At 62.7% G+C, this 24,304-nt stretch carries 26 protein-coding genes and 2 pseudogenes; 18 read left to right on the top strand and 10 right to left on the bottom strand.

Going from position 1 to position 24,304, the window contains the following annotated elements:
* Positions 1-142 precede the first annotated feature (142 nt).
* The gene (locus tag M1D44_RS12945; RefSeq protein ID WP_112186093.1) at positions 143-703 is read right to left on the bottom strand and encodes a TlpA family protein disulfide reductase; all 561 of its coding nucleotides are present in this window, start codon (positions 701-703) and stop codon (positions 143-145) included.
* Between the two features lie 101 nt (positions 704-804).
* The gene (locus M1D44_RS12940) at positions 805-1,320 is read right to left on the bottom strand and encodes an O-acetyl-ADP-ribose deacetylase (RefSeq protein WP_024976775.1); all 516 of its coding nucleotides are present in this window, start codon (positions 1,318-1,320) and stop codon (positions 805-807) included.
* Positions 1,321-1,406: 86 nt separating this feature from the next.
* Between M1D44_RS12940 and M1D44_RS12935 the strand changes: the two genes are divergently transcribed.
* Both M1D44_RS12935 and M1D44_RS12930 read left to right on the top strand, forming a co-directional pair.
* Positions 1,407-1,976 carry a hypothetical protein gene (locus tag M1D44_RS12935; protein WP_316852793.1) on the top strand — a complete coding sequence of 190 codons (570 nt, stop codon included), beginning with the start codon at positions 1,407-1,409 and terminating at the stop codon, positions 1,974-1,976.
* 96 nt (positions 1,977-2,072) lie between these two features.
* Positions 2,073-2,714, top strand: a complete 642-nt coding sequence (locus M1D44_RS12930; RefSeq protein ID WP_024976773.1) for a LysE family transporter — start codon at positions 2,073-2,075, stop codon at positions 2,712-2,714.
* Between the two features lie 64 nt (positions 2,715-2,778).
* Here the strand turns inward: M1D44_RS12930 and M1D44_RS12925 are convergent.
* Positions 2,779-3,453: pseudogene (locus tag M1D44_RS12925) on the bottom strand (ATP-binding protein); the annotation flags it as partial.
* 151 nt (positions 3,454-3,604) lie between these two features.
* On the opposite strand from M1D44_RS12925, the gene M1D44_RS12920 reads away from it, so the two are divergent.
* Entirely contained in the window at positions 3,605-4,183 is a 579-nt protein-coding gene (locus M1D44_RS12920; protein WP_316852792.1) for a TnsA endonuclease N-terminal domain-containing protein, read from the top strand.
* On the top strand, positions 4,162-5,385 hold the full coding sequence (locus M1D44_RS12915; protein ID WP_439004507.1) for a helix-turn-helix domain-containing protein: 1,224 nt from the start codon (positions 4,162-4,164) through the stop codon (positions 5,383-5,385). Before M1D44_RS12920 ends, M1D44_RS12915 begins: the two co-directional genes overlap by 22 nt.
* 581 nt (positions 5,386-5,966) lie before the next feature.
* Here the strand turns inward: M1D44_RS12915 and M1D44_RS12910 are convergent.
* The 3 genes and pseudogenes from M1D44_RS12910 to M1D44_RS12900 form a co-directional block, all read right to left on the bottom strand.
* A pseudogene (locus M1D44_RS12910) lies at positions 5,967-6,863 on the bottom strand (YifB family Mg chelatase-like AAA ATPase); the annotation flags it as partial.
* 214 nt (positions 6,864-7,077) lie between these two features.
* On the bottom strand, positions 7,078-7,590 hold the full coding sequence (locus M1D44_RS12905) for a hypothetical protein (RefSeq protein WP_024976771.1): 513 nt from the start codon (positions 7,588-7,590) through the stop codon (positions 7,078-7,080).
* Positions 7,591-7,758: 168 nt separating this feature from the next.
* Complete coding sequence (locus tag M1D44_RS12900; protein WP_024976770.1) at positions 7,759-8,016, bottom strand: accessory factor UbiK family protein; 258 nt, start codon at positions 8,014-8,016, stop codon at positions 7,759-7,761.
* 531 nt (positions 8,017-8,547) lie between these two features.
* Between M1D44_RS12900 and M1D44_RS12895 the strand changes: the two genes are divergently transcribed.
* The 10 genes from M1D44_RS12895 to bfr all read left to right on the top strand — a co-directional run bounded on the left by M1D44_RS12895 (position 8,548) and on the right by bfr (position 17,729).
* Positions 8,548-9,363, top strand: a complete 816-nt coding sequence (locus M1D44_RS12895; protein ID WP_024976769.1) for a TorF family putative porin — start codon at positions 8,548-8,550, stop codon at positions 9,361-9,363.
* Between the two features lie 46 nt (positions 9,364-9,409).
* Positions 9,410-9,748, top strand: coding sequence for a P-II family nitrogen regulator (locus tag M1D44_RS12890; protein WP_004637070.1), 339 nt, complete (start codon positions 9,410-9,412; stop codon positions 9,746-9,748).
* 30 nt (positions 9,749-9,778) lie between these two features.
* On the top strand, positions 9,779-11,326 hold the full coding sequence (locus M1D44_RS12885) for an ammonium transporter (protein WP_024976768.1): 1,548 nt from the start codon (positions 9,779-9,781) through the stop codon (positions 11,324-11,326).
* A gap of 365 nt (positions 11,327-11,691) precedes the next feature.
* Positions 11,692-12,987 (top strand): glutamate--cysteine ligase, encoded by a 1,296-nt coding sequence (gshA, locus tag M1D44_RS12880; protein ID WP_024976767.1) that lies wholly within the window; start codon positions 11,692-11,694, stop codon positions 12,985-12,987.
* Between the two features lie 31 nt (positions 12,988-13,018).
* Complete coding sequence (gshB, locus tag M1D44_RS12875) at positions 13,019-13,990, top strand: glutathione synthase (protein ID WP_024976766.1); 972 nt, start codon at positions 13,019-13,021, stop codon at positions 13,988-13,990.
* Between the two features lie 119 nt (positions 13,991-14,109).
* The gene (locus tag M1D44_RS12870) at positions 14,110-14,565 is read left to right on the top strand and encodes a PTS sugar transporter subunit IIA (RefSeq protein WP_024976765.1); all 456 of its coding nucleotides are present in this window, start codon (positions 14,110-14,112) and stop codon (positions 14,563-14,565) included.
* Complete coding sequence (locus tag M1D44_RS12865) at positions 14,534-14,803, top strand: HPr family phosphocarrier protein (protein ID WP_004637085.1); 270 nt, start codon at positions 14,534-14,536, stop codon at positions 14,801-14,803. The genes M1D44_RS12870 and M1D44_RS12865 overlap by 32 nt, the downstream gene beginning before the upstream one ends.
* 44 nt (positions 14,804-14,847) lie before the next feature.
* A complete protein-coding gene (ptsP, locus tag M1D44_RS12860) occupies positions 14,848-16,599 on the top strand; it encodes a phosphoenolpyruvate--protein phosphotransferase (protein ID WP_024976764.1) in 1,752 nt (583 codons plus the stop codon).
* A gap of 230 nt (positions 16,600-16,829) precedes the next feature.
* Complete coding sequence (locus M1D44_RS12855) at positions 16,830-17,105, top strand: (2Fe-2S)-binding protein (RefSeq protein ID WP_024976763.1); 276 nt, start codon at positions 16,830-16,832, stop codon at positions 17,103-17,105.
* Between the two features lie 144 nt (positions 17,106-17,249).
* Positions 17,250-17,729 (top strand): bacterioferritin, encoded by a 480-nt coding sequence (gene bfr / locus M1D44_RS12850; RefSeq protein ID WP_004637092.1) that lies wholly within the window; start codon positions 17,250-17,252, stop codon positions 17,727-17,729.
* A gap of 67 nt (positions 17,730-17,796) precedes the next feature.
* Here the strand turns inward: bfr and M1D44_RS12845 are convergent, their stop codons facing one another.
* The 3 genes from M1D44_RS12845 to gpmA form a co-directional block, all read right to left on the bottom strand.
* Positions 17,797-18,546, bottom strand: coding sequence for a HesA/MoeB/ThiF family protein (locus tag M1D44_RS12845; RefSeq protein ID WP_316852789.1), 750 nt, complete (start codon positions 18,544-18,546; stop codon positions 17,797-17,799).
* Positions 18,547-18,615: 69 nt separating this feature from the next.
* Complete coding sequence (locus M1D44_RS12840) at positions 18,616-20,232, bottom strand: S41 family peptidase (protein WP_024976761.1); 1,617 nt, start codon at positions 20,230-20,232, stop codon at positions 18,616-18,618.
* A gap of 118 nt (positions 20,233-20,350) precedes the next feature.
* Positions 20,351-21,097 carry a 2,3-diphosphoglycerate-dependent phosphoglycerate mutase gene (gpmA, locus tag M1D44_RS12835; RefSeq protein WP_024976760.1) on the bottom strand — a complete coding sequence of 249 codons (747 nt, stop codon included), beginning with the start codon at positions 21,095-21,097 and terminating at the stop codon, positions 20,351-20,353.
* 174 nt (positions 21,098-21,271) lie between these two features.
* Here gpmA and M1D44_RS12830 point away from each other — a divergent pair, with 174 nt between their 5' ends.
* From M1D44_RS12830 to M1D44_RS12815, 4 genes are all read left to right on the top strand, one after another.
* A complete protein-coding gene (locus tag M1D44_RS12830; RefSeq protein ID WP_024976759.1) occupies positions 21,272-21,694 on the top strand; it encodes a rhodanese-like domain-containing protein in 423 nt (140 codons plus the stop codon).
* Between the two features lie 18 nt (positions 21,695-21,712).
* On the top strand, positions 21,713-21,970 hold the full coding sequence (grxC, locus tag M1D44_RS12825; protein ID WP_024976758.1) for a glutaredoxin 3: 258 nt from the start codon (positions 21,713-21,715) through the stop codon (positions 21,968-21,970).
* Positions 21,971-22,143: 173 nt separating this feature from the next.
* Positions 22,144-22,662 carry a protein-export chaperone SecB gene (gene secB / locus M1D44_RS12820; RefSeq protein ID WP_024976757.1) on the top strand — a complete coding sequence of 173 codons (519 nt, stop codon included), beginning with the start codon at positions 22,144-22,146 and terminating at the stop codon, positions 22,660-22,662.
* A gap of 109 nt (positions 22,663-22,771) precedes the next feature.
* Positions 22,772-23,788: an NAD(P)H-dependent glycerol-3-phosphate dehydrogenase gene (locus M1D44_RS12815; RefSeq protein WP_024976756.1), complete on the top strand. Its 1,017-nt coding sequence runs from the start codon at positions 22,772-22,774 to the stop codon at positions 23,786-23,788.
* A 33-nt stretch (positions 23,789-23,821) separates the two neighbouring features.
* On the opposite strand, the gene trmL is transcribed toward M1D44_RS12815, so the two are convergent.
* On the bottom strand, positions 23,822-24,292 hold the full coding sequence (trmL, locus tag M1D44_RS12810; protein WP_024976755.1) for a tRNA (uridine(34)/cytosine(34)/5-carboxymethylaminomethyluridine(34)-2'-O)-methyltransferase TrmL: 471 nt from the start codon (positions 24,290-24,292) through the stop codon (positions 23,822-23,824).
* Between the last annotated feature and the right edge of the window lie 12 nt (positions 24,293-24,304).

Here is a 24,304-nt window from a genome sequence, read left to right as displayed (position 1 = left end):
CAAACTCCATCGAACCTAGGATTGACGGACCGCCATTGCAACAGGCCCGCGTGAACCTAGTGTGGAACGTGCGTCGCCCAGAAACAAAAACGCCCGGCGTTGACCGGGCGTTTCGTTTGAACTGCGGGGAGGCGCGGACCGCTCAGGCCTGCTTGCCCAGCGTCTGCTTGAGCAGCGCGTCGAACGACGACCATTCCGGTTCGCCCACGTAGCGCTTGAGGATGCGGCCGTCGCGGTCGACCAGGAACGTGGTCGGCGTGAGCTGCACGTCGCCGAAGGCCTTGGCGGCCGAGCCGTCGGCGTCCATTGCAACCTTGAAGGGCAACTGACGCGTCTGGCTGAAGTTCATCACGTACATTGGCGCGTCGTAGTTCATCGCCACGGCCACGTATTCCAGGCCTTCGCCCTTGTACTTGTTGTACGTCTGGATCATGTTGGGCATTTCCTTGATGCACGTGGCGCAGCTCGTGGCCCAGAAGTTGACGAGATAGACCTTGCCCTTCAGGTCTTGCGTCGAGAGCTTTTTCCCATCCAGCAACGTGAAGGTGGCGGCGGGCACCTGCTGCGACGGCGAGAACGCTCGCCAGCCGAACCAGCCGGCCACTGCCAGCACCAGCACGATCAAGGGGAGCAACCAACGGCGGCCGCCGGACGTGGCGGTAGCTAGCGGTGAGGTTGCGGAGGAAGTCAGGGTCGAGGCCATGGCGGCAACGGGTCCGGAAGGAAAATCAAGCTCCATTGTAGGCCCGCCGTGCCAGCGCCGCATGTCGGCCGCGACAATCCGTCCACGATGGGATTTTTGCGTCACTTTTCATTGGCGAGGGCGGCTTCATACAAGGCCAGGTCTGTGGGGGAAAAGCAGCAAAAGCTGATCGTGTCCAGGCCGGCGCCGTGTTCTCGCGCGGCACGTACGGCAATCGGCGCAGCCAATTGGGGCGGGAAGCCGTACACGCCGGTGCTGATGCATGGGAATGCGATGCTGCGAACGTCGTGCTTGCGCGCCAGTTCCAGACTGTTTCGGTAACACGCGGCCAGCAACCCAGCCTCGTCTTGCCGGCCGCCGCGCCAGATCGGCCCGACGGTGTGGATGACGTAGCGGGCGGGTAGTCGAAAACCGGGCGTGAGCTTGGCCTCACCGGTGCGGCAGCCGTGGAGCGCGCGGCATGCCTCCAGCAGTTCCGGCCCCGCCGCGCGATGGATAGCGCCGTCCACGCCGCCTCCGCCGAGCAGCGAGCTGTTCGCCGCATTGACGATGGCGTCGCAGTCCAGCGTGGTGATGTCGGCGCGCAAGGCACGCAGGGTGACGGAGGGGATTGGCATGGCGCGGTCCTTGGCGAGCGAAGGGCGGGCATCTCTGTCCGATAATAGGCGGCTCGAAAACGGACAGAAAACCTACAGGAGGCCATGTGGCAGTCACAGCAACGGCAGGCCGGCGGATCGGGTTGGGTGCGGTGGCGTGTGCGCTGCTGATGGCCTGCTCCCCCAAATACGACTGGCGCACGGTCCATTCCAACGAGGGCGCCTACGCCGTGGATTACCCCGCCAAGCCCACCGCAGAAGCCAGGCCCATCGCCATCAACGGCCAACGCATGCCGATGACGATGCAGGCCGCCAGCGTTGACGGCACGCTGTTCGCCATCGGTGTGGTGGAACTGCCCGAGGATGATCCGGTCTGGCGCCAGCGCGCGGTGGAGGCGCTGCGCAATGGCTTGTCCGCCAATCTGAAGGGCCGTGTGACCGAACGAGACATCGCCGTGCAGACCGCCGCACAGCCGCCTTTGTCATTGCCGGCGGTGGAATTGATCGCCCAGGGGGCGGGCGGGGACGATCCCGCGCCGCGCCGGCTGACCGCGCGCGTGGTCGCGACGGGCAAGCGCGCGTATCAAGCCGTCGTGCTGGAATCGGGTGATGCCGCACGCGATGTCCGCCAGCAGGAGCAGGTCGACCAGTTTCTCTCCAGCTTCCATCCGTACTAGGCCCTAATCAGGCCCGAGCGCACTGGCCGCAGCCGGTGCACAATCGCCGTCTTCCGCTTTACCGCAACACAACTCACCACATCACGGGGAACCATCATGACGTTGCAAGTCTGGCTGGCCTTCTTTTTGGCTGCCTGGGTGATCGCCATCTCGCCGGGGTCGGGCGCCATCCTTTGCATGAGCCACGGCCTGACGCATGGCGTGCGCCGCACGTCGGTCACGATTGCGGGGCTGGAACTGGGCATTGTCGTGATCCTGTTCATTGCGGGTGCCGGTCTGGGCGCGTTGCTGATCGCGTCGGAGCACGCCTTTACGGCCATCAAGATCGTCGGTGCGATGTACCTGATCTACCTCGGCATCGTGCAATGGCGCACACCCATTCAGATCGCCAAGCCGGCTGAGAGCGAGCCCGTGAAGGTGTCGGGCAGCGGTGCGCGTCGCCGCTTCCTAGTCGGGTTGCTGACCAATCTGACGAACCCAAAGGGCATCCTGTTCATGGTGGCCGTGCTGCCACAGTTCATCGATCCGGCCAAGCCGCTGCTCTCGCAGCTCGGCATCCTGGCGGCGACGATGGTGTTCGTCGACTTGATCGTCATGCACGGTTATGCGCTGCTGGCCTCGCGGGCGCAGCGGCTGTTCCGCAATCCGCGTGCGCTGCGTTGGCAGAGCCGCTTCTTCGGCGGCATGCTGATGAGCATCGGCGCAGCGCTGTTTTTCGTGAAGCGGCAGACTGCCTGAGTTTCACACGCCGCCCCCAGGGCGACTCGCCAAGTGGGTTGAAGGCGCAGCGCGTGGATGGAAGCTAATCCGCCTTCACCCCGCGTCGATACTGAATTGCCTCGCCCACATGTGCTGCATCGATCTGCTCGTCGCCTGCCAGGTCAGCAATCGTGCGGGCGAGCTTGAGCACGCGCGCATAGGCGCGGGCGGACCACGAGAAGCGCGTCATCGCGTGGCGCAGCAAGCCATCGGCTGCATCGGTGCGGCTGCAATGCAGATCGATTTCATGACCACCCAGCAAGGCGTTGCGTTTGCCTTGCCGTGCAAGTTGTCGCGCGTGTGCAGCAGAAACCCGCTCGGCTACGTTGAGCGTCGGTTCACCAGGCGGCCCGTCGAGCAACTCTTCCTGCGATGGCGTCGGCACTTCGATCTGCACGTCGATGCGATCCAGCAGCGGCCCCGAAATGCGCGCCTGGTATCGCTCCACTTGATCCGGCGTGCAGCGGCACGCCCGCAACGGATGCCCGCGATAGCCGCACGGACACGGGTTCATTGCGGCAATCAGTTGGAAGCTGGCAGGGAAGTCTGTCTGATGCGCGGCGCGTGAGATGGTGATGTGGCCCGTCTCCAATGGCTCACGCAGGACTTCGAGCACGCGGCGCTCGAACTCTGGAAGTTCGTCAAGGAAGAGCACCCCCTGATGCGCCAGCGAGATTTCGCCCGGTCTTGGCGTGTTGCCCCCTGTAAATTCCAACGCTAAGTGCGAGAATCGGCCAACCTTACATGGTTAGACGCGAATGAGCATCCAGAATCCCTCTCCCGTCCGCCGCATTGGCCTGAGTTCTCGTTGCATGACGGGCACCGTGCCCAATCTAGGGCAGTACGAATCATCCCTGGAGCGAGACTTCATGGAGCTGATTCGCTTCGACAAAAATATCCTCACCTACTCCCCGCAGCCTTTGACTATCCGCTATCTGGATCACGATGGCCGCCGATCCAGATACACCCCGGACGGCTTGATCGAGTATCGGCGGGACATCGAGCCGGCTAGGGATATGCGCCACGTTTTATGTGAAGTGAAGTACAGGGCAGACTTCCGAGCGAACTGGAGATCGTTGCTTACGAAGTTCAGGGTTGCGAAGCGCTATGCCTCCGAGCGAGGGTGGGATTTTCGAGTTTTTACCGAGAATGAGATACGTACGCCATATTTGGCCAACGTCCGGTTCTTGGCGGGTTATTTGGCGGCGCCGGGTAGCGTCAACGACAAAATGCGGATGCTGGACAAGCTCGCGGATTTGCGCGAGTCGGATCCAGAAGCGTTGATCACGTCATTGTTCCCAGACGTATGGAAGCGTGCTGAAGCTCTGCCTAGCCTGTGGAACTTGATCGCAAACTTTGAGATCGGCTGTGATTTATCCGAGCCCATTACCATGCGGTCGCGCATCTGGACGAAGGGGGGCCTTACATGCCGGCACGTGGGCGACTGATTCCAGGTGTGCCGGTGCGTTGGCACAATCGAGACCATATTGTTCTGGACCTGGCCAATCTAGGGCAGGCCGTTGTTCGCGACGCAGCAACTGGCGAGACTAATCTCGCGCCGATTGGCGAGCTTGTACCTGCAGCAGTCGAGCAGACGTTTGTGCGCCAGGATCTGATGCTCGTTGAGGACGAGGACTGGCGGGAGGCATGGACGAGGTACGAGATGATTCTTCCACTGCTCGAAGCTGGTTCGAGCCGATCAGCGGAAGCAGTCCGCGCAGTGGCAGATGCGGCTGGCCGGAACCCGGCTACGATCTATCGGTGGATCCAGCGATATGAGGAGACAGGCCGAGTTTCGGCCTTGTTGCGCAGCGGGCGGCAAGACAAGGGTAGCCGGCGTTTAGCGCCAGAGATCGAAAAGCTGATCGACGAGGTCATCAACACATTCCATCTCACGAAACAGCGGCGACCTGTTAGCGAAACGTGCCTTGAAGTTGCGCGGCGCTGCCGGGAGCAGAATCTTGCCGAGCCCCATCCAAACACAGTGCGCAATCGCATCGCTCTGCTTTCCGAGAAGTTGCTCATGTCTAAGCGACTCGGCCACAAGGCCGCGCGCGAGCGATTCCAACCGATCAGAGGCGAGTTCCCAGGTGCAGATTTCCCGCTCGCTGTGGTGCAAATCGACCACACACCAGTCGATTTGATCCTGGTTGACGATACGCATAGGCTGCCGATCGGTCGCCCCTATCTGACGATCGCAATTGATGTCTACTCGCGAATGATCGCTGGGTTTTACGTCACGCTCGACCCGCCGGGCGCTCTTTCAGCTGGGCTTTGTATCGCGCGCGCGATCCTCAAGAAGGATATGTGGCTCGCAAAATGCGAACTAAGCACACCCTGGCCAATATGGGGACGGATGAGGAAGATCCATGTTGATAACGCGAAGGAATTTCGCGGCTCCATGCTTGAGCGAGCTTGTAACGAGCATGGAATCATCCTTGAGTACCGCCCGAAGGGGCAGCCCAACTATGGGGGACATGTCGAGCGGGCCTTCCGGACGTTCATGAGCAAGACCCACACGGTTTCAGGTACAACGTTCTCCAATGTCGGAGAACGCGGGGATTATGGCTCTGATGACGCCGCGAGCATGACGCTGGACGAGTTCGAGCGGTGGTTCACCACATTCGTTGTGGAGGTCTACGTCGCTTGAGCACAGATAGTAGGTCCGTAGAAGTTCCGCCGGGGGGATGAGCACAAATTTGAATGACTGCCGCTCCACCGGATACACCCAGAGAGGGGTGTTGGCCAAATGCTTGAAATTGCCTCCGACCTCGTAGTAGGCCTTAGGCATGCACTTCACCAATCGCCCATTAGCTTCCACGTTTCCTGCAAACGTGTTTCGCAAGCGGTTGGTCGGGTTAATCGTGAGTGTTTCAAGGCGCCCGCCCGCGTTGCCGTCGTTGATGACGGAGTGCAATTTTCGCCTATGCCAGACTGACCCTACGCTGACCAGCGGCAACTGCCCGACACCGATCCACGCCTCGTCATAGCACTTGCCTGTACGGCTAGTGTTCTTGAGCGGGTCTCGATAGTTATCGTGAAGCGCACTCAGCAATATGTGGACCTTGGGCTCGCTATCAACATGAGGGTTGTGGGCAACCTTTCCGATCCAGTCGACGCGCCAATATTGGTCATCGTTGGGGAACTCACTGATTCGGAACCCTGTGGCCATCTATAGCAATCTCCTTGCATTTATCCATGTAAATCTGCATGGAAATGTGGAGCCTTGCAACCATTTTTGGTTCTTACACCCCCGCCCACCATCGCCACTGCAGACGCCGTGTGGTGTGGCGAACGGAATGGCCGCACCTTCCAGCGCCGCGCGTCGAAGCCGCGCGTGGTCAGGCTCATCACGGCGGCGGCAGAAAGCGCTTCGTCATCGCTCATGTCCGGCAGCAAGCCGGGAAACCGTTGTGCGAGCATCGACTTGCCGGTGCCAGGCGGCCCGATCATCAGCATGGAATGACCGCCGGCGGCGGCGACTTCCAGCGCGCGCCGCGCTTGCGGCTGCCCGCGCACGTCCGCCAGGTCGGGATAGCGGATGTCCATGTCGACCGGCGCGGGCAGCGCGGCGGCGAGCTTGCGGTCCGGCGCGCTCAAGTGGTCGCATACCTCGATGAGCGTGCGTGCCGGGAGGACTTTTGTGCCGCTCACGAGCGCGGCTTCGGCGGCGTTCTCGGCGGGCAGCACGAAGGCGCGGGCAAGCGGTGTGTCGCCATCGGCCAGTACGGGGTTGCGCGATAGCGCATACGCCATCGCCAATGCACCGCGAATCGGCCGCAGATCGCCGGACAGCGACAGCTCACCCGCAAACTCGTGCGCGTCCAGATGCGTGTGCGGAATCTGGCGGCTCGCGGCGAGGATTCCCAGCGCGATCGCCAAGTCGAACCGGCCCGATTCTTTCGGGAGATCCGCGGGCGCCAGGTTAACGGTGATACGCCGTGCCGGAAATTCAAAGCGGCTGTTTTGGATGGCCGCCCTTACGCGATCCTTGCTCTCCTTCACCTCGGTGTCGGGCAGACCGACGATGGTGAACGAAGGCAGGCCATTCGCCAGATGGACCTCCACCGAGACGGCCGGTGCATCGATCCCCGAGAGCGCGCGCGAACGCAGTACAGCAAGGCTCATCGCGCGGCCCTCCGAGAGAACTCACGAGCAAGGCGGTGGGCGTGGCATCGGTGCATGGCGTGACGGAGCGTGGCGGTTGCGGAACCCTCCACTGTGCCAGCCGCGTTGCGCCGCCATGTTCACCGGCATCCAAATTTGACGATCGCCGTCGGCATGAGAAACGGGCAAAAAAAACCGGAGCACTGGGCTCCGGCTTCGTTGTCGGCAGATCAACTCAGGGGAAGGCCGGCATGGCCGTGTCTTCGCCGCTGAAGTGGCCTTCGGGATGCGTCTTCTGCAGCAGCGCGCGTACCTCTTTCACGCGCGAGCGCGGCACATCGACCATCAGCAGGATCTGCCCATCCTCCACTGCCTGCTTGAACGGTTTCAGGCGGCTGTTTGGCACCGAGCTGCCGATCATGCTCGAGGCCCAGGCGCCAAACAGCGCGCCAACGACGGTGGTAATGCCGACCATGCCCCACTGCGGCCCTTCGCCGATGATCGGGAAGATGGCTGCCACGATGCCCGCCAGCACGCCCGCACCCCCGCCGATCACCAGCCCATTCTGAGTGGCGTGGACGATGTCCGAAGTCTGGAGGATGTTGGCTTCGTGCAGGCCGGTGAGATCGATGCCGGGCTTGGAGACGAAGTGGATGTGGCGCTCGGTGATGCGCGCCAGCAGGAGGTCGTTCATCACGCGCCGGGCGCTGACGACGTCCGGCATCAGGAAGTAGAGACGATGTTGCATGATCTTCTCCTCAAGCGCGGTGCGCGCGCGTCTTAAGGACGTTCTAGATCAGTTCGTCAGCCGCAACAAGGCGGCGCATCGATCTTTTCGCTGTGCGCCGCAGCAAGGGTGCGGCGGCCGGCACCGCAGCCTTGCAGATGCGCGCCAGGCGCAACACCCGGCGGCGGATTACTGATCAGCCGGGGTAGCTGACTTGAGTTGCGCTTCCAGCGCGGCCACGCGCGTTTCCAGTTCTTCCAGACGCGCACGCGTACGCGCCAGCACTTGCGATTGCACGTCGAATTCCTCACGCGTGACCAGATCGAGCTTGGAGAAGCCCTGGGTCATCATCGCGCGGACGTTCTTCTCGATATCAGCCGCCGGCGAGTTACGCAGGGCTTCGCTTACGCGGTTTTGAAAGTCGGAAAAGAGATCGGTCGGTTTCATGTGTTTGCTCCGTGGGTCGTGCTGTCTGCGCCAAGCCGGTGCATGCACCGCAACTGTGCGTGAAAATTGCTGTGCCGTGGTGCGAAGGCCTGTGCTTGGCGCGTGGTTTCGGTGCTGCCGGTCGCGATGGTACCGGCTGGGCGCTCTGAACGGCACACCTTGCGTCAAATCTCGCTGCGATGCGGCATTGGCGGCGCCATACAAACGGGGACAGAATCGGTCTTCACAGTTTCCGCACCCGGCCGTGCGAGCCATTGCATGGGGCTGAAATCACTCTATCACATGGTTTTTATCGCGCCATGACGGTGTAGGCCCCCGTGCATGAATCCGCCTGCGGCAAGCGTTGGCGGCCAGCAGGCGGTGCCAGGAGAGACCCGTCCCCAATTTCCTGCGGTTTTGCGCCCTGGCGCAGCGCGACGCTGTGACCGAAGACACCCTCCAATCCGACGACATCAACATGGCATGACAGTTGCAGAACTGGTGCGATTTTTTTCCATTGCCGTTGCGACTTTCTAAAGGGGGAGAGCCGTTATGAAGAAGTTTGCGTACGCAGCCAGCCTTGTACTCCTGACCGGTGCCGTTGCCGGTGTGAGCCAATCTGCCATCGCGCAGTCCGCACCTGCGGCTGATGCACCGGCCGCAGCACCCGCGCCTGCACCGGCCGCGCTTACGGCCAACGTGACGCTGGCCAGCCAATACCGCTATCGCGGCATCATGCAGACCAACAACAAGCCCGCCATCCAGGGCGGCTTTGACTACGCCATTCCGGGCGGTGTGTTGCCCGAAGGCTTCTACATCGGTAACTGGAACTCGTCGATCAGCTGGTTGAGCGATTCGAACTCGAACGTCTCCGCGCCGATCGAGATGGATTTCTACGGCGGCTACAAGACCGAGATCGTCAAGGATGTGCCGATCGACGTGGGCGTGCTCCAGTACTACTACCCGGGCAGCTATCCTGACGGTTTCACGCGTCCGCACACGACCGAAGGCTATGCGCAGATCGGCTACGGCCCGGTCACCTTTAAGTATTCGCACGCGTTCTCGAACCTGTTCGGCACGCCTGATTCGCATCACAGCCAATACTTCGATCTGTCGGGCAACTTCGATACCGGCTTCTGGGGCCTGACGCTGAACCTGCACGCCGGCTACCAGCAAGTGCCGCATCAGACCGTGCGCGCCTCGTATGCCGACTGGAAGGTCGGTGTGACGAAAGACTTCGGCAACGGCTGGGCGGCGTCGCTGGCCTACATCGATACGAACGCTTCGCGCGCGTTCTATACGAACACGCGCGGCAACTACATGGGCAAGGCCACGGCCCTGCTGTCGATCACCAAGACTTTCCAATAACGATGCGCGGCGGCGCTCCGGTGCCGCCGACCGAGGAGGAACCAGCATGAAACTCATCATGGCCATCATCAAGCCGTTCAAGCTCGACGAGGTCCGCGAGGCGTTGTCCGAAGTGGGGGTGTCGGGCATTACCGTCACGGAAGTCAAAGGCTTCGGACGTCAGAAGGGTCATACCGAGCTTTACCGCGGCGCGGAGTACATCGTCGACTTCCTGCCTAAAGTAAAGATCGAAGTGGCCGTGCCCGACGACGTGGTCGAGCGCGCCGTCGAGGCCATCGAAAAATCCGCGCGCACCGGCAAGATTGGCGACGGCAAGATCTTCGTGGCCGACGTCGAACAAGTCATCCGCATCCGCACCGGTGAGACCGGCGGCGACGCCCTATAAGCCCCAATCCGCCAAGGAAGAGGTCAAAACATGAAAACCTGGTTCACACGATTCCTGACGGCTGGGGCCGTCGTTGCCGTGCTCGCGGGCGCCGTGATGTCGGCGCCGGCCGTGGCACAGGACAAGCCGGCAGCTGAAGCTTCGGCGCCGGTTGCAGCCGCCGCTGCTTCCGAGCCGGCCGCTGCTGCACCGGCTGCAGCCCCCGCCGCTGCAGCAGCTCCGGCCGCCGCAGCTGCTGCGCCTGCTGCACCGGCTGCCGCTACACCTGTCCCCAACAAGGGCGACACGGCGTGGCTGCTGATCTCCACCGCGTTCGTCATCCTGATGACGCTGCCGGGTCTGGCGCTGTTCTACGGCGGCCTGGTGCGCAAGAAGAACATGCTGTCCGTGCTGATGCAGTGCATGGGCATCTTCTCGCTCATCATCATCCTGTGGGCCGTCTACGGCTACAGCTTCGCGTTCACCGAGGGCAACGCGTTCTTCGGCGGGCTGGATCGTCTGTTCCTCAAGGGCCTGACGCCGGATTCGGTTGCCGCCACCTTCAGCAAGGGCGTGGTGGTGCCGGAATACGCGTACTTCGCCTTCCAGGGTGCGTTTGCGGCGATTACCTGCGCGCTGATCATCGGCGCCTTCGCCGAACGCGCGAAGTTCTCGGCTGTTCTGCTGTTTGTGGTGCTGTGGTTCACCTTCAGCTACCTGCCGATCGCGCACATGGTCTGGTTCTGGCCGGGTCCGGACGGCTTTACCGACGCCAAGGCGGCCGAGGTGATGACCGCTAAGTCGGGCTGGCTGTTCCAGAAGGGCGCGCTGGACTTTGCCGGCGGTACCGTGGTGCACATCAACGCCGCCGTGGCGGGTCTGGTGGGTGCCTTCCTGTTCGGCAAGCGCATCGGTTTTGGCCGCGAGGCGCTCAAGCCGCACAGCCTGACGCTGACGATGGTCGGTGCCTCGCTGCTGTGGTTCGGCTGGTTCGGCTTCAACGCCGGTTCGGCCCTGGAAGCCAACGGCAGTGCCGCGCTGGCCTTCGTCAACACGCTGCTGGCGACCGCCGCAGCCGTGCTGTCGTGGAGCTTCGGCGAGTGGTTCGGCAAGAGCAAGCCGTCGATGCTGGGTGCTGCATCCGGTGCCGTGGCTGGCCTGGTGGCCATCACGCCGGCTGCTGGCTTTGTCGGCCCGATGGGTTCGATTGCGCTCGGCATCATCGCCGGCCTGCTGTGCCTGTGGGGCGTGAATGGCCTCAAGCGCATGCTGGGCATGGACGACACGCTCGACGTGTTCGGTGTGCACGGCGTGGGCGGTATCCTCGGCGCGCTGCTGACCGGCGTGTTCGCGGCACCGAGCCTTGGCGGCACCGGCATCTACGACTATGTCGCCAACAAGGTTGCCGACGATTACTCGATCGGCGGCCAGCTGTGGATCCAGTTCCAGGGCGTGGCGACCACGGTCATCTGGTCCGCGGTGGTGGCGTTCGTCTCGTACAAGATCGTCGATGCCATTGTCGGCCTGCGCGTGCCGGAAGAAGAGGAGCGCGAGGGTCTGGACATCACGTCGCACGGCGAAACCGCCTACGAAGACTGATCGTCCGCCTCATCCTGCAAAAGACCCGGCTGTGCGCCGGGTTTTTTGTTACGCAGCCCCTGAGCTGGACGTCCTTAAGTCCGATGTAAAAAACCTTCAATTGCCTCTCGTTATGCGGACGCTTACATTGCAGACGTGGTTTCCTCCACCTGCAGAACGCTCCCCGTATCTGTCAGGCTATTCCCCAAGCGCGGCAGCCCCGCGCTTTTTTTTGCCCGTTTTTTGTGTGGCTTGCTGCACTGCCGCACTGCGCCTCTTGCGAATCCTCTTTCCTGACCGCATATCGATAGCCCGCTGTCGTCTGCAAGCTATTGCCTGTTCCTCTACAATCGGAGTGGGCGATAAATAACATCAATAGGAAGGGTATGGTTCCGCACTTGATCACCGCGCTGAACGGGCCGCTGCTCGAGCTCGAGCAGAAGATTCTTGACGCCACGCCCGCCATCGAACGCTGGTTCCGCCTGGAGTGGCAGGAACACACGCCGCCGTTCTACTGTTCCGTCGATTTGCGCAACGCCGGCTTCAAGCTGGCGCCGGTCGACACGAACCTGTTCCCGGGCGGTTTCAACAACCTCGCGCCCGAGATGCTGCCCCTGGCCGTGCAAGCCGCCATGGCCGCCATCGAAAAGATCTGCCCGGACGCCAAGAACCTCCTGCTGATCCCCGAGCGCCACACGCGCAATATGTTCTATCTGCAGAACGTGGCGCGCCTGTCGCAGATCATGCGCCAAGCCGGGTTGAATGTGCGCCTCGGATCGCTTTCAGAGGACATCACCGAGCCGACGCCGATCGACTTGCCTGATGGGCAACGGCTGGTGGTCGAGCCGCTCAAGCGCATCGGTACCAAGGGCCGCCGGCTGGGCATGGAAGACTTCGATCCGTGCTCGATCCTGCTGAACAACGATCTGTCAGCCGGCGTGCCGCCCATCCTCGAGAACATCAACGAGCAATATCTGCTGCCGCCGCTTCATGCTGGCTGGTCGCAGCGTCGCAAGACCAACCACTTTGCTGCCTACGACGAAGTGGCCAAGAAGTTCGCCAAGCTGATCGACATCGACCCGTGGATGGTCAACCCGTACTTCACCAAATGCAGCGGGCTGGATTTCCATGAGCGGGCCGGCGAGGAAGAACTCGCCCACGCAGTGGAGACGGTGCTCAAGAAAACCGCCAAGAAGTACAAGGAATACGGCGTGAATGAGACCCCGTATGTGGTGGTCAAGGCCGACGCCGGCACCTATGGCATGGGCGTGATGACGGTGCGCGATCCTTCCGAGGTCAAGGGCCTCAACCGGAAGGAGCGCAACAAGATGAGCGTGGTCAAGGAAGGCCTGGAGGTTTCCGAGGTGATCGTGCAGGAAGGCGTGCACACCTTCGAGAAGATCAACGAAGCTGTGGCCGAGCCCGTCGTCTACATGATCGACCGCTATGTGGTGGGCGGTTTCTACCGGGTTCACACGGGCCGTGGCGTGGACGAGAATCTCAACGCGCCGGGCATGCATTTCGTGCCGCTGCCGTTTGCGTCGAATTCGCTGCCGGACAGCCATGCCAAGCCGGGCGCCGGCGAGCCGAACCGCTTCTATATGTACGGCGTGGTGGCGCGCTTGGCGCTGCTGGCTGCCTCGCTCGAGCTTGAGAAGACCGACCCGAACCCGCTGATCTGATCGGCTGTACCCCGCTGCAGAAGGAGCCGCCATGCGCATCCTGTTCATCGTCGATCCGCTGTCGACGTTCAAGACTTACAAGGATTCCACCTTTGCGATGATGCGCGAGGCGGCAGCGCGCGGCTATGCCATCTACACGTGCCTGCAGTCACAGCTCACGCTGGCGAACAACGTGGTCGAAACCGTTGCCACGCCGATCGCCCTGACCGGCGACGAGCACGACTGGTATCGCGCCGGTGATGCGCGCCTGCTGCCGCTCACTGGCTTTGACGCGGTGCTGATGCGCAAGGACCCGCCGTTCGACATGGAGTACGTCACCAGCACGTGGCTGCTGGAGATTGCCGAACGTCAGGGCGCGCGCGTGTTCAACAAACCGCAGGCGATTCGTGACCATTCGGAGAAGCTCGCCATCGCGCAGTTCCGCGAATTCACCGTGCCGACCGTCGTGTCGCGCGATGCCAAGCGCCTGCGCGAATTCCACGCCGAGCAGGGCGACGTCATCTTCAAGCCGCTCGACGGCATGGGCGGCGCGGGCATCTTCCGCGTGGGGCCGGATGGCATGAACCTCGGGGCGGTCATCGAATCGCTCACCGACAACGGCGCGCGCACGATCATGGCTCAGCAGTACATTCCTGCGATCCGTGAGGGCGACAAGCGCATTCTCCTGATCGGCGGTTCGCCGGTGCCGCATTCGCTGGCACGCGTGCCGATGGCCGGCGAGGTCCGCGGCAATCTGGCGGCGGGTGGTACGGGCAAGGCGCAACCGCTGTCCGAACGTGATCAGGTGATCGCACATGCACTTGCACCCGTGCTCTGGCAACGCGGCCTGCTGCTCGTCGGCCTGGACGTCATTGGGGATTACCTCACCGAGGTCAACGTCACCAGCCCGACGTGCTTCCAGGAAATCACGCAACAGACGGGCTTCAACGTGGCCGGAATGTTCATCGATGCACTGGAGCGCGCCGCAGGCAAGAGCAGTGGATTGGCGCGTAAGCCCGCCTGATATGGCGGCATGGCCCCTCCGCCGAGGGTCCTCCACAAGGGGGAGGACCAGTACACGGCCGCACAATTGCGCCAAATGGCCCTGATACAATCAGCGTTATACCCATTCGCTTTTCGATCATGGCAGGGATTCTGATCATCGCTCATGCGCCGCTGGCCAGCGCACTGCGCGATTGCGCTGCACACGTCTATTGCGGTCCGCCCGAGCGGCTGGGCGCAATCGATGTCCTGCCCGATGCCGAGCCGGCTGCCGTGCTGGCTCAGGCGCGCGACAAGCTTGCCGAACTCATTGAGGCCAATGGCGCGCTGGTGCTGACCGACATCTTCGGAGCCACACCTGCCAATATCGCCTCGCGCCTGGCCGATCCCGGCCGCGTGCGCGTGCTGGCCGGCGTGAATCTGCCGATGCTCGTGCGCGCCATCTGCTATCGCTCCGAAAAACTCGAACAACTTGCCGCCAAGGCTCTGGCCGGCGGCGCGCAAGGCGTACTGCAGGTCGGCTCGACAGCCGTTCAGAACCAGGTTGCCAATCATCCAGACAAATATGCTGCAGAGGGATATCACCATCATCAATAAGCTCGGGCTGCATGCTCGCGCCTCCGCCAAACTCACGCAGCTCGCCAGCAAGTTCGACAGCCAGATCAAGATGTCGCGCAACGGCCGTCAGGTCGACGCCAAGAGCATCATGGGCGTGATGATGCTGGCTGCGGGCATCGGTTCCACCGTCACTCTGGAGATCGACGGGCCCGACGAGCACGACGCCATGGATGGTCTCGTCGCGCTCATCAACGATCGCTTCGGCGAAGGCGAATAACCCGCCCGCCGCATTCCACTTCAACGCCGCTCCGGCCAGCGTCTATGCCTTTTACCCTGCACGGTATTCCGGTCTCGCGCGGCATCTCCATTGGCCGCGCCCACATGCTGGCGCGTGCGGCGCTTGACGTGTCGCACTACCTCGTCGATGAAGACAAGGTTGAGGCCGAGGTCGAGCGTTTGCGCAGTGCCCGCGCCACCGTGCGCGCCGAGTTGGCCGCACTCAAGCGCGACCTGCCCACCGACGTGCCCGAAGAGATGGGCGCCTTCCTCGATGTGCACGCGATGATTCTGGATGACGCGTTGCTCTCGCAGGTGCCAGAGACGTTGATTCGCCAGCGACGCTACAACGCAGAGTGGGCGCTCACAACGCAACTTGAAGAACTGATCCGCCAGTTCGGCGAAATCGAAGACGAATACTTGCGCGAGCGCAAGGCCGACATCGAGCAGGTGGTCGAACGCATTCTGAAGGTGCTGGCCGGCGCGCCCGCGTTGGCGCCCGCGCCGGTGGCGGTCGGCTGTGATCCGGATGCCGGCATGATTGTCGTCGCGCACGATATTGCGCCGGCCGATATGCTGCAGTTCCGTGGCCAGACCTTCGCCGGCTTTGTGACCGATCTGGGCGGCCGCACTTCGCACACCGCCATCGTGGCGCGCAGCCTCGACATTCCGGCGGCCGTGGGGGTGCATAACGCGAGCACGCTGATTCGCCAGGACGACATCGTCGTCATTGATGGAGACAACGGCATCGTCATCGTCGATCCGAGCGCGTCCATCCTCGAGGAATACCGCCACCGCCGCAGCGAAGGCGAATTGCAGAAGAAGCGTCTCGAACGCCTGCGCCATACGCCCACCGTCACGCTCGACGGTACGCAAATCGATCTGCACGCGAACATCGAAATGCCGGAAGATGCGGCCGCGGCCGTCAAAGCCGGTGCCGTGGGCGTGGGCCTGTTCCGCTCCGAGTTTCTCTTCATGAACCGTCGTGGCGCGTTGCCCGACGAGGAGGAACAGTTCCGCGCTTACCGCACCGCCGTCGAATCGATGATGGGCCTGCCCGTTACGATCCGCACCATCGATATCGGGGCTGACAAGCCGTTGGACATCCGCGACGACGTGTTCGAGACTGCGCCCAATCCGGCGCTGGGTTTGCGCGCGATCCGCTGGTCGCTGTCGGAACCGGCGATGTTCCTGACGCAGTTGCGCGCGCTGTTGCGGGCGTCTGCGTTTGGGCCTATCAAGATTCTCGTGCCGATGCTCGCGCACGCCCGCGAAATCGACCAGACGCTCGATTTGCTGGCACGCGCCAAGGCTTCGCTCGACGCCGATGGCGTGGCCTACGACCCGACCATCAAGGTCGGCGCCATGATCGAGATTCCGGCCGCCGTGCTGATCCTGCCGGTGTTCCTGCGCCGCTTGGATTTCCTCTCGATCGGCACAAACGACCTGATCCAGTACACGCTCGCCATCGATCGTGCCGACAACGCGGTCGCGCATCTGTACGACCCACTGCACCCAGCGGTGCTGCAATTGATCGCGCGCACCATTCGCGAAGCGCATCAGGCGGGCACGCCGGTTTCAGTGTGCGGTGAGATGGCGGGGGACGCCACCATGACACGCCTGCTGCTGGGCATGGGTCTCACCGAATTCTCGATGCATCCGTCGCAGTTGCTGAGCGTCAAGCAACAGATCCTGCGCTCGGACCGCCCACGTCTGATGCGCGAGGCCGAACGCCTGCTGCACGCGTGCGAACCGGCCGAAATCGAAGAGGCGCTGAGCGCGCTGGCGCGGGCCTGATTCAGGCATTTCCAACGCGCCGGCTGTAACCGCGTGTCGTACCGGAGCATCGCCTTCCCGGGGCCAACCCTTCTTTAAGTGATTGAAATTGCACGTTTTCTCCGGAAAGACGGCTCCCGTGCACCCGCATGACCCTCCGCTCAGAATGGGGTAGAACAAGAATTGTTCTCATTTCCATTCTCTGTTATTCTGGTTTTACAGCGCGTTCTGAGCGCTGCGGAGGAATCCCCGTGTACGTCTGCATTTGCAACCAAGTGACCGACCGCGAAATCCATGGCGCCGCCCGTCTGGGCGTGTCGACGATGGACGAACTCGCCGAAACGCTCGGCGTGGGTACGTGCTGCGGACAATGCCGGGACTGCGCCAAGCAGGTGCTCGCCGAAGCGGTGAGCTGTGTCCCTGTCGACCAGATTTTGGGCCGCGCAAGCACGCATGCCATAATCGAGCGTCGCGACGAGCCCGTCGCCAATGATCAGGCCCTCGTGCCCGGTGCATTGGCTGCCTGATTTCCCGTCTTTCCCTGTCGCCGCGAATTGCCGCCCAGGCGTTGAGCCTCGGTGGCATGTGTTGCTTGCTGGTCAGGCACAGGGCTCGCCTTGAGCGGACGCGTGCGTCCATCACCGCAGTTGCACTTTGCTGGAGCCCCAAGAATGAAAGGCGATAAGAAGGTCATCCAATATCTGAACGCCCAGCTCAAGAACGAGCTGACTGCCATCAACCAGTATTTCCTCCACGCGCGCATGTACGGCCACTGGGGGCTCAAGCGCATCGGGGACCACGAGTACAAGGAGTCGATCGGCGAGATGAAGCATGCCGATCGCTTGATCGAGCGCATCCTGATGCTCGACGGTCTGCCCAACCTGCAGGACCTGGGCAAGATCTTCATCGGCCAAGATACGAAAGAGATCATCGAGTGCGACCTGAAGCTCGAGCGCGCCGCACACGGCACCGTGGTCGAGGGCATCGCTTACTGCGAATCGGTCAAGGATTACGTGAGCCGCGAAATCTTGGTCGACATTCTGGACGACACCGAAGAGCACATCGACTGGCTGGAAACGCAGCTCGAGCTGATCGACAAGGTCGGCATTCAGAACTATCTGCAATCGCAGATGGAGCCCGAGGGCGAGTAAGCCTCGTCAACCGACGAAAAAGAAGGAGGCCTTGGCCTCCTTTTTTTGTTGCGCGTGTTCCGGCGCTTCAGTGCGCGCCGCCACAGACGGTGCATGACGGCTCACGCGCAATGCGCATCGTCGTCCATTCCATCGATAGACCGTCGAGCATCAGAAGACGCCCGGCAAGCGAACGGCCAATGCCGGTGATCAGCTTGAGCGCCTCGGCGGCCTGCACCGTACCCACCATGCCCACCATCGGCGAGAACACGCCCATCGTTGCACACGCCACATCGGGCGCAGGCTCGTCGGGCGGGAACAGGCAGGCGTAGCAGGGGCCCCCGGCACGGCTGTCGAATACGCTGATCTGTCCATCAAAGCGGATGGCGGCGCCCGATACCAGCGGCGCGCCAGCCCGCACGCAGGCAAGGTTGGTGGCTTGGCGGGTGCCGAAGTTATCGGAGCAGTCCAGTACCACGCTCACGCCATCGAGGAGCTCGCCGATTGCATCGGCATCGAGCCGGCGCTGCACGGCATTCACGCGCACGTCCGGGTTCAGCCGAGCGATGGCCGCCTGCGCGGATGCCACCTTCGGTTGCCCGACCGATTCCGTTGTGTGGATGATCTGGCGCTGCAGGTTGGTCAAGTCCACCGAGTCGTCGTCGACGATAGTGAGCGTGCCCACGCCCGCCGCCGCCAGATAAGGCAGGGCTGCAGCGCCCAGCCCGCCCATGCCGATGACAAGCGCGTGGCTCTCAAGCAGGCGCGTCTGCCCCTCGATGCCGATTTCGTCGAGCAGGATATGGCGTGAGTACCGCAGCAGTTGATCGTCGTTCATGGTGATGCAATGAAAAAGGCCGTGCAGTGCACGGCCTCGTAAGTTTGCCAGTATTTGCCGGCCGGTGTCTTATCGGGCGCCGGTGGGCTCCGGTGCAGGCTGCACGCCGCTGGCCGGAACATTGGGCTTCGGGGCAGCCGGCTCGGACGCCGGTGTCGCCTTGCCCTTGGGCAGCTTGGCCGGGGCGCTCGATTCCTTGGCCGCCGGCGACTTCACTGCCTTATCCGGCACCGCGGCAGCCGCGGCTTCCAGCACCGACTTCGAGCGTTTGACCGGCTGACCCTTCAGGTCGGCAATGGCCTGTTGCAGCATGAAGTCTTCAGCCGAACCGAACTCGATCGGCTTCTTGTTGCGCTCCTTCTCGCGCTGCTCGGGCGTCTTCTTGGCGTTTTCTTCTTCCAGACGACGTAGTTCTTCGATGCGGCGCTTTTCGCGCTCGGTCATCTCGGCTTCTTCCGACTCCTGCTTGTTGTGCAGGTGGCGTTCGGTGTCGATTTCGCGCGTAATCAGCGCATCGTCCGGGTCGCCGTCCGGGTTTTGGTCAACCGGAATATCCGGGCGGATGCCCTTGGCCTGGATCGACTTGCCCGACGGCGTGTAGTAGTACGCAATGGTCAGCTTGATGCCGGTGTCGTTCGACAGCGGACGCACGGTCTGCACCGAGCCCTTGCCGAACGTCGTCTTGCCCATCGTCTTGGCGCGGTGATGATCCTGCAGCGCACCGGCCACGATTTCCGAGGCCGAAGCCGTGTAGGCATTGGTCAGCACGATGATCGGCACGGTCTTGAACTCGGGGTCCAGGCCGACCAGGGGATCGGAATCGAAGTTGCTCAAGCGGTAGTTGGCGAAGCTCGCCTTGTACGTGCGCTTGGCATCCGGCACCTGGCCGTTGGTCGAAACCACCGTCGCGTCCGGCGGCAGGAACGCTGCCGACACGCCAACCGCAGCTTGCAGCACGCCGCCGCCGTTGTTGCGCAGGTCCAGGATCAGGCCCTTCAGGTGGGCGTCTTGTTTGGCCAGGTCATTGAGCTTCTTGGCCAGGTCCGGCACGGTGCGTTCCTGGAAGCTGGTGATGCGCACCCACGCGATGCCGTTGTCCAGCATCTTGGCCTTGACCGACTGCACCTGGATTTCGGCGCGGGTGATGGTCAGCGGGAACGTGCGTTCTTCCTTCTTGCGATAGATCGTGAGCGTGACCTTGGTGCCCGGCGCGCCGCGCATGCGTTTGACGGCTTGCTCCAACGGCATGCCACGCACGGGTTTGTCGTCGATGCGGGTGATCAGGTCGCCCGGTTGCACGCCGGCGCGGAAGGCGGGGGTGTCTTCGATCGGATTGATGACCTTGACCAGGCCTTCTTCCTGCGAGATCTCGATACCCAGACCGGCGAAGCGGCCCTGGGTCCCTTCCTGCAGCTCCTGGAAGTCCTTCTTGTCCAGGTAGGCCGAATGCGGGTCGAGGCTGGCGACCATGCCCTTGATGGCTTCGGTCAGCAGCTTGTCATCGTCCACCGGCTCGACATATTCACGCTTGATCTGGCCAAAGATGTCCGCCATGAGCCTGAGCTTCTCCAGCGGAAGCGGGCCGACCGTCGCGTTTTGCGCAGTGGCGGAGAGCTGGAGCGTCGCCAGAACCCCGGTGACGAGGCCGATGGCGATCAAGCTGATGTTCTTGAGCGAAGTTCGCATGTGTCGAGCGTGGACGTGGGAACAGTAGATAAACATGGCCCGGGACGGCTCGCGCACATCCCGGGCTACAGGCTTCGACAGTATAAAGGCGTTGGAGTGCCGTAGCGCCCGTTACGGTTTATTTCGACTTGCCTTGGCTGGCCACCGCCGCGAGCGAAGCGGCAATCGCTTCCTGGTCACCCAGGTAGTAATGGCGGATCGGCTTGAGGTTGGCGTCCAACTCATACACAAGCGGCGTGCCGTTGGGGATGTTCAGGCCGACGATGTCTGCGTCGGAAATGCCGTCCAGGTACTTCACCAGCGCACGGATGCTGTTGCCGTGCGCGGCGATGACCACGCGCTTGCCGCTCTTGATGGCCGGTGCAATCGATTCATCCCAAAGCGGCATCACGCGTGCGACGGTGTCCTTCAGGCATTCGGTCAGGGGCACCTGCTCGCGCGTGAGGCCCGCGTAACGGGGGTTGCCGAAGGCGTCGTTGTCGGCGCCAGGCTCCAGCGCGGGTGGCGGCGTGTCGTAGCTGCGGCGCCACACCAGGACTTGCTCGTCCCCATATTGCGCGGCGGTTTCGGCCTTGTTCAGGCCCGACAGCGCGCCGTAGTGGCGCTCGTTCAGGCGCCACTCATTACGGGTCGGGATCCACATCAGATCCATTTCATCCTGCACATGCCACAGCGTGCGGATCGCGCGCTTGAGCACCGAGGTGTAGGCCAGATCGAAGGTGAAGCCGGCTTCGCGCAGCAGTTTGCCGCCTTGGCGGGCCTGGGCGACGCCCGTGTCGGTCAGGTCGACATCGACCCAGCCGGTGAAGCGGTTCTCCAGATTCCACGTCGATTCGCCGTGGCGGATGAGGACGAGCTTGTGCATGACTGCCATGATGAGAAGTGAGAAAACCTGCGGGCGGCTGCTGCGACGTGTCGTACGTCATCGTGCAGCCGCTGAAACCAACTATTTTATAATGCCGCGGGCATTGGGCCCCCGAATCGTTCGGCTGATGTTCGCCCATAAGACTTGCCCGACCCATCCCAGGAAACCGATACCGTGAAGTTCTTCGCCGATTACAACAACCTCGCACTGCTTGCCGTCGCCATCGTTTCGGGTCTGCTGCTGCTCTGGGCGCCCATCCAGCGCCGCATTGCGGGCGGCGGTGGCGCCAAGGTGGGTGCTTCGGCGGCCACCCAGCTCATCAATCGCCGCAATGCCGTGGTGGTGGATGTGCGTGAAAGCGCTGAATACGCCGCCGGCCATCTGCCGCAAGCCAAGCACGCGCCGCTGGGGGAGCTTGCAGGCAAGGCTTCCGGGCTTGCAAAGAACAAAGAGACCCCCATCATCCTCGTATGCCAGACCGGCCAGCGCGCTGGGCGGGCGCAAGCAGTCCTGAAGCAGGCCGGTTACAGTGAGGTGTATTCGCTCGAGGGCGGATTGGCCGCCTGGCAACAAGCTGGCCTTCCGGTTGTGAAATAAAGATACGAGGTTGAAGTTATGGCGCACGTGGTCATGTACAGCACCACCGTCTGCCCCTATTGCGTGGCAGCGGAACGACTCCTTAAGCAACGCGGTGTCGAGCAGATCGAGAAAATCCTGATCGATCGCGAACCCGGCAAGCGCGAAGAGATGATGACGCGCACGAACCGCCGCACGGTTCCGCAGATTTATATCGACGAGCGCCACATCGGCGGCTTCGATGATCTGTCTGCGCTGGACCGCGACGGTGGCTTGGTTCCGTTGCTGGCTGCCTGATTCGGCGGCCCGGTCTGGCGACCTGCGCGCCACACAGAAACGCCCGGTTTTGACCGGGCGTTGTACTTTTGGGCCGGCTCTTATAGCGGGCCCCATTTGGTCATGTACCATACGCGTTTTGTGCGGCGGAGGCTTCCGCCAAGCACTGACCACATCCCATTTGAAGGCGAGTCATGAGCGACCAGCAACAGCAGCAACCGGGCCAGGATGGCCAGCCGTTCTTCAACATCCAGCGCGTCTACCTGAAGGACCTGTCGCTGGAGCAACCGAACTCGCCGCACATCTTCCTCGAGCAGGAACAGCCGTCCGTGGAAGTGCAGGTGGACGTCGCCGCTTCGCAACTGGCTGAAGGCGTGTTTGAAGTGACCGTCATCGGTACGGTGACGACCAAGGTGCAAGAGAAGGTCGCGTTCCTGGTGGAAGCCAAGCAAGCGGGCATCTTCGATATCCGCAACGTGCCGGCCGAACAGATGGACCCGCTGCTGGGCATCGCCTGCCCGACCATCGTGTACCCGTACCTGCGCTCGAACATTGCCGACACCATCGGCCGCGCTGGCTTCCAGCCGATCCACCTGGCTGAGATCAACTTCCAGGCCCTGTATGAGCAGCGTTTGACTGCCGCCATGGAAGAGGCACAAGCTGGCGGCAATGCTGGCCTCGTGATGCCGGACGGCTCGAAGGCTACTCACTAAGTACGAGGCGCACTGCGCCAGAGGCCCGCGCCAGCCGCACGCTTGCGCGGGCTTTTTTTTTTGCCCGACCTGTTGCTCGACTTTTGCCTGACCGATGTTGAATACGCGCATGCGAATTTCCGTTTTGGGTGCCGGTGCCTGGGGCACTGCCCTGGCCAGCCACGCCGCGCAATCGCACGACGTCGTGCTGTGGGGGCGCGACGCGAACCTCGTCGCGCAGATGGCCGCCACGCACATCAACGCACTGTATTTGCCGGGCATGGCGCTGCAGGCATCGTTGCATTTTTCTGCTGATTTGCAGGCCGCGCTCGACCATGCGGCGGGCGACGACGGACTCGCCGTCATTGCTTCACCCGTCGCCGGGCTGGCAGACCTGGCGCGCACGATTGCCGCGCACGGCGGTGTGCGCAACGTGATCTGGCTATGCAAGGGTTTCGACCCCGAAACCAGTGCACTGCCGCACGCCATCGTCGCCGATGTGCTGAAGGCGTCGGGCCGTACCGACCTCGCTGTCGGTGTGTTGTCTGGGCCGAGTTTCGCCAAGGAAGTCGCGCAGGGTTTGCCGTGCGCCATGACCGTCGCTTCGACCAGCGAGGCGCTGTGCAAGCTCACGCAGCGCGGTTTTCACCATCACGCGATGCGCGTGTACGCAAGCGATGACCTCGTCGGCGTGGAAGTGGGCGGTGCCGTCAAGAACGTCCTGGCCATTGCAACAGGCGCCGCGGATGGCCTGGGCCTGGGGTTGAACGCGCGCGCCGCTCTCGTGACGCGCGGGCTGGCTGAGATGACGCGCCTTGGCCTGGCGCTGGGCGGTCGGCCCGAAACATTCATGGGGCTGACCGGCATGGGCGATCTGCTGCTGACCGCCACCGGCGATCTGTCACGCAACCGCACGGTCGGGATGCAGCTTGCGCAGGGCCGCTCGCTCGACGACATCCTCCACAGCCTCGGCCACGTCGCCGAAGGCGTGCGCTGTGCGCGTGCCGTGGCCGCCCTGGCTCGCGCCAAGGGCGTGGACATGCCGATCACCTTTACCGTCTGCGAAGTCTTGTTCGAAGGGCTTGCTGTTGCGAAAGCGGTCGAGCGTCTACTGCAGCGCGACGCCAAATCCGAATCGGCGCGTTAGTCACGCCGCAATCAACGGCGCGTCTGGTCTGAATCAGGCGCCGCCCGCGAACCCGTTCTGGCGCCACGCTTCGAACACGACCACCGCCACGGTGTTCGATAGATTCAGGCTGCGGTTATCCGGCCGCATCGGCAGGCGAATCCGCTGGGAAGCGGGAAACCACTCGCGTCGCGCTTCCGACAACCCACGCGTTTCCGACCCGAAGACAAACCAGTCGCCCGGCTGGAACGCCATGCTGGCAAACGGCGTCGAGCCGCGCGTGGTGAGCGCGAACATGCGCGTGGGATCAGGCTGCGCAGCGCGCAGGAAGGCGTCCCAATCGGCATGCACGCGCATCGTCGCGTACTCGTGATAGTCGAGCCCCGCGCGGCGCATGCGGGCATCTTCGAGCGGAAAACCTAGCGGTTCAATCAGATGCAGCTGTGCGCCCGTGTTGGCGCACAGGCGGATCACATTGCCCGTATTGGGCGGGATTTCGGGTTCGACAAGGACGACGTTGAACATGATCGGGCGGCA

This window comes from Ralstonia sp. SA306, from assembly GCF_054792405.1.
This window is presented reverse-complemented; position numbering and strand designations above follow the sequence as displayed.